Origin of the sequence: Butyricicoccus sp. (genome assembly GCF_050872565.1) — a bacterium.
In the GTDB taxonomy this organism is placed as follows: Bacteria; Bacillota; Clostridia; order Oscillospirales; family Butyricicoccaceae; genus Butyricicoccus_A.
Genome location: NZ_JBNMHC010000079.1, coordinates 1 through 7761 on the forward strand (window position 1 = coordinate 1; position 7761 = coordinate 7761).

Here is a 7761-nt window from a genome sequence, read left to right on the forward strand (position 1 = left end):
ATTCATGAGATATGAAGGCAGAGTATTTCGTCCGCCGTCTGAAGCGTACAGTTTGATTGTACAGGTTACGGTGGGATGCAGCCATAATAAATGTACATTCTGTGATATGTACAAGGAAAAACGGTTTCATTTGCGCAAGTTAGAGGACGTTCTGGAGGATTTTAATATCGCCCGCAGACAGTACCGCTATATTGAGCGCGTCTTTCTCGCAGACGGCGATGCGCTGATTCGCAAGACAGAGGATCTCGTGACCATCCTCAAGCACATTCGCAAGGTCATTCCGGAATGCCAGCGCGTGACCAGCTATGGCTCTCCGAAGAGCATTTTGACCAAATCACCGGAGGATTTGCAGTTGCTGCACTCGCTGGGCTTGGAAATGATTTATCTGGGGCTGGAATCCGGCAATGAGCAGGTGCTCAAGCATATCAACAAGGGCGTGACGGTGGAAGACATCATCCGCGCCGGTCAGATGGTCAAGGATGCCGGTATGAAGCTGTCTGTCACAGCGATCAGCGGCTTGGGCGGCACGGAGATGTGGAAAGAGCACGCGATTGACACGGCAAAGGCATTTTCTCGCATGAAGCCGGACTATATCGGCCTGCTCACGCTGATGTTTGAAGGCGATGTGCCGCTGCGCCGAGAGTGCGAGGCTGGCAAATTCCACCTGCTCACCGCACCGCAAGTAGCCAAGGAAACCCTGCTGATGCTGGAGCATATCGACAGCGAGGGCAGTGTATTCCGTTCTAACCATGCGTCCAATTATCTGACCCTCAAGGGTACGCTCAATCGAGACCGCGAGGCCATGTGCGAACAGATTCGCAAGGCGCTGGAACGCGGCGGATATAAAAAGGAGTATTTCCGCGCCCTGTGATAAAATAAGAAGAAATATACAAGCCTCTGATTTTTGTTCGGACAACGGACAAGAATCAGAGGTTCTTTGTGTCGTGTTTGTGTCTATAACAATTTGTTAACAAAAACTTCTTCAAAATGCCTCTTTTTCTTTTTGGCACTTCGTGTTACAATGTACACAACAAAAAGAAGGAGTTGATGCCGATGGATTCTGTGTCCCATACCACGGTCGCACATTACCTGCTGGACTATGTGGAAAATACAAATGGTGTTTCGTTTAACCGGAAAGCGTTTATGTTCGGAAATCTGAAGCCGGATCTCAAGGGCGAATACTTGACCAAGCGGCATTATCCGTCGCTGATGTTTGAAGAAGTCATGCAGCGCATCCGTGATTTTATCGCGCGTGTTCGACTGAACAAGAGCAACGGCCCGAAGATCAGCGAAGATCTGGGTGTGATTTGCCATTATCTTACGGATTTCTTCAGCTTCCCGCACAATGATGATATTTATGGGCATTGCCTGCTCGTACATTATATTTACGAAAAGCAGACCAGCTTGACCATCCGCCGCCGAATCAATGAAGCAAAGTTCAAGGGCTGGGCACAAAACGCTCCGGCAAAGCTTCCGGCAACACCGGATGCCCTGATTGCATACATCTCTGAGCAGCATCGGAGCTATGTTGCACAGGAAACGCATAACATCAATGATGATATTTCCCATATCTGCCGTGTTCTGACGGCTGTCGTGCTTTCCATCATTGGAATGACCTGCACAGCCATCGAGAGACTGCCGCATATTGGCGAGCAGGAAATGGTGCAGACCGCATAAGACAACCTACCGGAAGAGACCGTCTTGTCAGATGGTCTCTTTTTTTGCGTTTTGTTGCAAAAAGCAGTCGTTTGCGATACAATAAGACCAAATCACTGCGAAAAGGAGAAAAAATAGATGAAGATTGCAGCAGCATATGACAACGGCGCAGTCTGTCAGGATTTTGCGCAGACCAAACAGTTTAAGCTGTATACCATAGAGGATGACCATATCAGCCACATGGAAATCATTGACGCAGAGGGCGATGCCGCACAGTGCCTAAAGCAGCACGGCGCGGGACTGCTTGTGTGCGGCAAGCTGGATATGATGCAGCAGATGGCCTTGATGCAGGCGGGCATTGCGCCGTTTCCGGGGGCATACGGAGAGGCAGATATGCAGGTCGGTGCCCTGTTTGTTCGGATGCTGGAGAGCGAGAAGCAGGAAAAGCAAAAACAGGAAGCCTGTCCGACAACAGAAGAAGGCGGATGCGCTTCTTGCGCTCATCGAGACCAGTGCCAGGAGTATCAGCAGTAAACGAAAACCGCTCTGTTCAAAAACAGAGCGGTTTTTTGCTTTATTTCCATCGTTCCTGTATCGTTTGGAACAGCGTGTCATTGTCGCGAAGGTTTTTACAGCTGAACAGTGCACAGCCGTCAATCCCCTTGATGCTGGCGGCAAGATCGAGTTGTCGACCGATTTCGTTGCAGCCGTCGTTTGCCCAGACCTCGCCGTATTGACTGTCTCCGATTTTGTAGGCGGCAAGACCGAGAACCAATTGGACATCGGTACCGCTGACCTGATGACTCCACCAGTTGGCGAGCGTTTCAAAATCCGCGGCTGTATCGCCGATTTGCCAATAGATCTGTGGGCAGATGTAATCAATCCAGCCGTTCTTGATCCACGTCAGAGAATCCGCGTAGGACGAGGTATAGTGCTCAAAACCGTGGGTATTGCTGCCGGTAAACGCGTTGACGCCCTTGTTGCGCCAGATGCCGGAAGGACTGATGCCAAAGCGGCAGCCCGACTGCATGGCGTTTTGATGCACCGCTGTGTTTACTGCCTGCACGAGCTGGTTCACATTGTCGCGCCGCCAGTCTGCCAGCGGCAAATCACTGCCGGACGCCTGATATGTCGCTGCATCGTCAAAATCGGTAGACGGATAAAAATAATCGTCAAACTGAATGCCGTCCACGGCGTATTTGCTGACAATTTCCGATACGCCGTCACAGATGAGCTGCCGCACTTCGGCGATGCCGGGGTTGAAATAATACCCGCCGTCACACGAGACGACCCAGTCCGGATGCTGTTTGGCGGGAGAAGTATCCGGCAGAGAATCAAAATCGCTCTGTGCATTGGCTCCGGCACAGATGCGGTATGGATTGACCCAAGCCTCTAGGCGCAGATGTCGGGCATGTGCCTGCTCGACCCAATAGGCAAGCGGGTCAAAGGAATCGGATGGTGCTGTGCCGCAGGAGCCGGTTAAATAGCGGCTCCACGGAAAAATAGAGGATGAATATAGTGCGTCGCAAGACGGCCGTACCTGAAAATAGACGGTGTTGGCACCGCTCGCCGCGATGCGGTCGAGCAGGGTGTTGCATTCGCTGCGCAGGGTGTCAGCGTCTGTTGTGGGCTGTGAAGGATAATCAATCGCATAGGCCGTCGCCACCCAGACACCGCGGGTTTGTGTCTCAGCGGATAGGGAGACGGATGAGGTAGATGGTGTCGATTGCGGCGTTTCCTGCGGCTGCGCGGCAGCAAGGGCAGAGCTGCGCAAAGCAGAGAAAAACGTAAACGGGGTAATTTCTGCGGAATAGCATACAATGCCGCAGGTGAGGATAAGAAAGAGTACAGTCAGCATACCCAACTTTTTCATGGACAGTCCTCCGTTTCTGATTCATCCTACGCGGACAGGCTTTGCGATATGCATAGAATGTAAAATTTAGTGTATCATATTCTACGGATTCGAGCAATGCATTGCTTTCTTTTTGTGCCAGTCTGCGGTATAATAGAGGTGAGAAAAAATAACGTGAATCAACAGGAGGAATACAGACTATGCCAGAGTGTCAGCTCTCCAGAGAATATGTTGTAGATATTGGTCAGACCGATTGCCGTGGGCTTGCCAGACCGTCTGCGATTGTCGATTTTATGCAGGATCTCGCCACACGCCATGCGGAAGTGATGGGACTCGGTGCAGAGGCACTCAAAGAACACCATGGGTTTTGGGTCCTCTCTCGTCTGAAGTATCAGCTGGATCGACCGCTGCAGCCGTATGAGACGATTCGTCTGACGACACTGCCGCGTAAACTGCGCGGTGCGTCTTGGTATCGAGACTTTCTCTTTGAAGATGAGAGCGGCATCATCGGACACGCAGTCACGATATGGGCAATTGTCGATATGGAATCCCGCAGCCTGCTGCTGCCAAAGAAAATCGGCATCAGTTTTCCGCCGCAGGACACCGGCATGACCGAGCAGCTGCGGGCGATTATTCCGGAAGAGATGCAGCCGTGCTTTTCACGCACGGTGCGCTATAGCGATACTGATGTCAACCGGCATCTGAATAATGTCAAAGCAGTGGATATTTTGTCCGATGCCTTTGGACTGGAGCAGAACGAGAACCGCTGGGTTTCCGGCTTGCAGGTCAATTATCTGGCAGAAAACCGCTGCGGAACCGAACTCACCATCACACAGGGACACACAAAAAACGGCACGTTCTGCGTGTGTGCCTGTGAAGGGGAGCAGGAAAAAGTACAAGCTGAGGTGACTTTTTCTGAGCGATAAACACCAAAGGAGGGAACGCCCATGAAACGCGAGGAACTTCTCAAGGGGGTATTGGCTTGCTGTCGTCCGCGCCGTGTCATTTTGTACGGGGAAAAATTTGTGGTGGACAGCCATGACATGAAATCGGCAGATCTGTGTATTATTCTGGATCAATGCAATAAGACAGAACTGCTGCGCAAGCTGTACCTGAAGATCAATATGCCGATTCCGGTGCAATTTCTGTTGTACCGAACCGATGAATGGCGGGAGCTGCTGAGTGACAGCGGCAGCTATGCATCTGCGATCGAGAAGAAGGGAACGGTGCTTTATGGCGAGACGTCGCAAGGGTAATACAGACAGCCAGTATTATTACAAATGGCTGGAAAAAGCGCTCAGCGACCTGCAAAGTGCCCGCATCCTGTTGACTTGGGGCGGAGACGAAATGGCTGTGGCGTTCCACTGCCAGCAGGCGATTGAAAAAGCACTCAAGGGATACCTGCTGTTCAAGCTGGGCAGACATTTTGACGGACACAATCTCACCTTCCTCTGTCGGCAGGCGGCAATGGTGGATGACCGATTTGTCCGCTATCTCGGCGAAAGTGCAGCGCTCAACAACTACTATATTGAGACGCGGTATCCGACCGATTTGCCGTTTGAAATCACAGAAGCACAGATTCACAATATTATCATTATGGCAGAAGACTTGTTTGGCGTCATTCGGCAGGAGCTGTATGCATCCCAAGAGGAACCCCATGCCATTCAGTCTGCACCGCAGACGGAGGAGAGACAAATACAACAAAAAGAAGATCGAATTTTGTGTTAAAAATTTGCGGCCAAATCGGAAATTCTTTTGGATTTTCATTTACATTGGAAAGCAAATTTTGTACAATAAAGGTAGGACTCAAAAGCAAACGATGTGTGATATTTTGAGTAGGAGCAGGAGGGTTTTATCCAATGATTATTACCATAACGCTGAATCCGGCGATTGACCGCACCCTGGTGCTTGACGGCCCAGTGGAGCTGAGCACGGTGAACAGCGTTGTAAAGAGCTATGTGGAAGTCGGTGGTCGCGGCATCAACGTTTCCAGAGCGATTCGTGCAATCGGCGGAGAATGCGTAGCACTTGGTTTTACTGCCGGAAACAATGGCAGATCCTTGAAAAACGCATTGACCGCTCTGGGAATCACGCATGACTTTACCGACGTAACGGGTGAGACCCGTACCAACACACAGATTGTCCATCCGGGCGGTGAGCACACTGACTTTAACGAGCCGGGCACCGCGGTTGAAGAAGAAGATTATCTGCGCTTTATTGAAAAGCTCAAGACGTATCTCGATCCGAAGAACCTGTTTGTTCTGTGCGGCAGAATCCCGCCAGGAATGAAGGAGAAGCAGTATCTGAAGATCATCCGCATCATCAAGAAAGCAGGCTGTTCGCTGCTGATTGATAGTGACGGCGACACGATGCGCAGCACGCTGCCATTCAAGCCGGACTTCATCAAGCCGAACTCGACCGAGCTGGCAAAGCTGACCGGCAAGCCGCGCACGCATGATCCGGAACAGGCATATGAATACGTCAAGCCACTGCTGGCAGAGGGCGCACAGACCGTTTGTGCATCTCTGGGACACAACGGTGCAATCTTCGTCAACCATGAGGACAAGCCGCTGTATATCATTGCAAACGCAGGTCCGGTAGCACAGAGTGCGGTCGGCTCCGGTGACGCAATGGTGGGTGCAATTGCACACGCATACAGTCAGGGCATGTCGTATGAAGAGACGGCAAAGTTCGCTGTGGCAATGGGCACGGCGAGCGCAAAGCTTCCGGGTACGCAGATGGCGACCATGAAGGAAGCGTATGAGGTATACGAAACATTGAAGGTCTATACCCTGTAACAACAAAATCAAAAAACAGCACTGCAGCAGGGTATGGATGGAAATAGGCATACGCTGTGCGGTGCTGTTTTGTTTGACACAACAGAAATGAGGTGGCAGATATGAAAAAGATTTTCGCTGGATTGATTTTTATCCTGTTTAGCGTCAATGTGACGGTGGGAGGGTACATGATTGGACTGCTTCCGGATTTCCTTGGGTATCTGCTCGTGGCAGCCGGTCTCAAGGAGGTATGGCAGGAGGAAGGCATCTTTGAAAACCTTGTTCCGCTGGCTCTGGAGATCGCTGTGTTTACCGGTATGATTTACATGATCCGGCTGCTGCCGATGACGCGCAGAGAAGGTCTGCTGCAGGTTTTAGGCATTCTTGCCGCGCTGTGCTTCTTCGCTATGGCGTACAAGATTACCAACGGCATCAAGGCCTTGGAAAAAAAGCATCTGTGCACCCTGAGCGCAAGACGGCTGGTTCCGCTTGCCGGTGCGTATACCGTCTGCAAGAGCGCCGCACAACTGCTCGCCATGATGAACAATGTCTTGGCAGCAGCGGTCACCGTCGTTGCACTCGCCATTGCCTTTCTCTTTATTGTTACATTTTACGACACGACAAACAAGTATCGTTACTTACAGCATATTTGATGCCATCATAGGCATAAATAAAATCCCCGGCGGAAGTTCCGCCGGGGATTCTCGTTTCTATACAAATCTATAACAAAAGTTTGGGATGTTCTAATTAGATGTCCTTACCGTACATCTCCTGCAGGTTAAGCAGATGCTTGTAACGCAGAGCAGCCTTGTCCTCGGACTTCGCAAACAGCTCCTTTGCACGCTCCGGGAAGGAACGGGTCAGAGCGGAGAAGCGAGCCTCGCCCATCAGGAATGCCTGGTAGCCGTCTTCCTTCGGCTCCTTGGAGTCGATGATGAACGGGTTCTTGCCCTCAGCCTTCAGGGTCGGGTTGAAGCGGAACATGTTCCAGTAACCGCAGTCAACAGCCTTCTTCATCTCGGACTGGCAGTTCTTCATGCCGCCCTTGATGGAGTGCATCTCACACGGAGCGTAGCCGATAACCAGAGACGGTCCCGGATATGCTTCAGCTTCTGCAATAGCCTTCAGGGTCTGCTGCGGGTTAGCACCCATAGCAACCTGAGCAACATAAATGTAGCCGTAGGACATTGCGATCTCAGCCAGAGACTTCTTCTGGATGGACTTACCAGCAGCAGCGAACTGAGCAACAGCGCCGATGTTGGTAGCCTTGGAAGCCTGTCCGCCGGTGTTGGAGTAAACTTCGGTATCGAATACCATGACATTGATGTCTTCGCCGGAAGCCAGAACGTGATCCAGACCGCCGAAGCCGATGTCGTAAGCCCAACCGTCGCCGCCGAAGATCCATACGGACTTCTTGGACAGGTAATCCTTCTTAGCCAGGATCTCAGATGCCAGCGTGCAAGCCTCGCAGTCGCA

Annotated in this window: 10 protein-coding genes; 8 read left to right on the forward strand and 2 right to left on the reverse strand. The window is 51.4% G+C overall.

Annotation, left to right across the window (positions count from 1 at the left end; translation table 11 throughout):
- The 3 genes from ACR0P9_RS04950 to ACR0P9_RS04960 all read left to right on the forward strand — a co-directional run.
- On the forward strand, window positions 1-871 hold an 871-nt coding region (locus tag ACR0P9_RS04950; protein WP_432617888.1), incomplete at its 5' end, for a radical SAM protein.
- A gap of 182 nt (window positions 872-1053) precedes the next feature.
- Window positions 1054-1677, forward strand: a complete 624-nt coding sequence (locus tag ACR0P9_RS04955) for a zinc dependent phospholipase C family protein (protein WP_432617890.1) — start codon at window positions 1054-1056, stop codon at window positions 1675-1677.
- Window positions 1678-1794: 117 nt separating this feature from the next.
- Window positions 1795-2190: a NifB/NifX family molybdenum-iron cluster-binding protein gene (locus tag ACR0P9_RS04960; protein ID WP_432617892.1), complete on the forward strand. Its 396-nt coding sequence runs from the start codon at window positions 1795-1797 to the stop codon at window positions 2188-2190.
- 40 nt (window positions 2191-2230) lie between these two features.
- Here the strand turns inward: ACR0P9_RS04960 and ACR0P9_RS04965 are convergent, their stop codons facing one another.
- On the reverse strand, window positions 2231-3529 hold the full coding sequence (locus ACR0P9_RS04965) for a glycoside hydrolase family 10 protein (RefSeq protein ID WP_432617894.1): 1299 nt from the start codon (window positions 3527-3529) through the stop codon (window positions 2231-2233).
- 179 nt (window positions 3530-3708) lie between these two features.
- On the opposite strand from ACR0P9_RS04965, the gene ACR0P9_RS04970 reads away from it, so the two are divergent.
- The 5 genes from ACR0P9_RS04970 to ACR0P9_RS04990 all read left to right on the forward strand — a co-directional run bounded on the left by ACR0P9_RS04970 (window position 3709) and on the right by ACR0P9_RS04990 (window position 6938).
- A complete protein-coding gene (locus ACR0P9_RS04970; protein ID WP_432617896.1) occupies window positions 3709-4434 on the forward strand; it encodes an acyl-[acyl-carrier-protein] thioesterase in 726 nt (241 codons plus the stop codon).
- Window positions 4435-4455: 21 nt separating this feature from the next.
- Entirely contained in the window at window positions 4456-4764 is a 309-nt protein-coding gene (locus ACR0P9_RS04975; RefSeq protein ID WP_432617898.1) for a hypothetical protein, read from the forward strand.
- Window positions 4742-5236: a HEPN domain-containing protein gene (locus ACR0P9_RS04980; RefSeq protein ID WP_432617900.1), complete on the forward strand. Its 495-nt coding sequence runs from the start codon at window positions 4742-4744 to the stop codon at window positions 5234-5236. The genes ACR0P9_RS04975 and ACR0P9_RS04980 overlap by 23 nt, the downstream gene beginning before the upstream one ends.
- A 131-nt stretch (window positions 5237-5367) precedes the next feature.
- Complete coding sequence (locus tag ACR0P9_RS04985; protein WP_432617902.1) at window positions 5368-6306, forward strand: 1-phosphofructokinase family hexose kinase; 939 nt, start codon at window positions 5368-5370, stop codon at window positions 6304-6306.
- Between the two features lie 101 nt (window positions 6307-6407).
- Window positions 6408-6938, forward strand: coding sequence for a hypothetical protein (locus tag ACR0P9_RS04990; protein ID WP_432617904.1), 531 nt, complete (start codon window positions 6408-6410; stop codon window positions 6936-6938).
- 94 nt (window positions 6939-7032) lie between these two features.
- On the opposite strand, the gene ACR0P9_RS04995 is transcribed toward ACR0P9_RS04990, so the two are convergent.
- Window positions 7033-7761: thiamine pyrophosphate-dependent enzyme (locus tag ACR0P9_RS04995; protein ID WP_432617906.1), on the reverse strand; the 729-nt coding region annotated here is incomplete at its 5' end.

Excerpts from the sequence above, each read along its gene's own strand:
- ACR0P9_RS04955 (WP_432617890.1), top strand. The coding sequence starts at position 1,054 with ATGGATTCTGTGTCCCATACCACGGTCGCACATTACCTGCTGGACTAT.
- ACR0P9_RS04960 (WP_432617892.1), top strand. The coding sequence starts at position 1,795 with ATGAAGATTGCAGCAGCATATGACAACGGCGCAGTCTGTCAGGATTTT.
- ACR0P9_RS04965 (WP_432617894.1), bottom strand. The coding sequence starts at position 3,529 with ATGAAAAAGTTGGGTATGCTGACTGTACTCTTTCTTATCCTCACCTGC.
- ACR0P9_RS04970 (WP_432617896.1), top strand. The coding sequence starts at position 3,709 with ATGCCAGAGTGTCAGCTCTCCAGAGAATATGTTGTAGATATTGGTCAG.
- ACR0P9_RS04975 (WP_432617898.1), top strand. The coding sequence starts at position 4,456 with ATGAAACGCGAGGAACTTCTCAAGGGGGTATTGGCTTGCTGTCGTCCG.
- ACR0P9_RS04980 (WP_432617900.1), top strand. The coding sequence starts at position 4,742 with ATGGCGAGACGTCGCAAGGGTAATACAGACAGCCAGTATTATTACAAA.
- ACR0P9_RS04985 (WP_432617902.1), top strand. The coding sequence starts at position 5,368 with ATGATTATTACCATAACGCTGAATCCGGCGATTGACCGCACCCTGGTG.
- ACR0P9_RS04990 (WP_432617904.1), top strand. The coding sequence starts at position 6,408 with ATGAAAAAGATTTTCGCTGGATTGATTTTTATCCTGTTTAGCGTCAAT.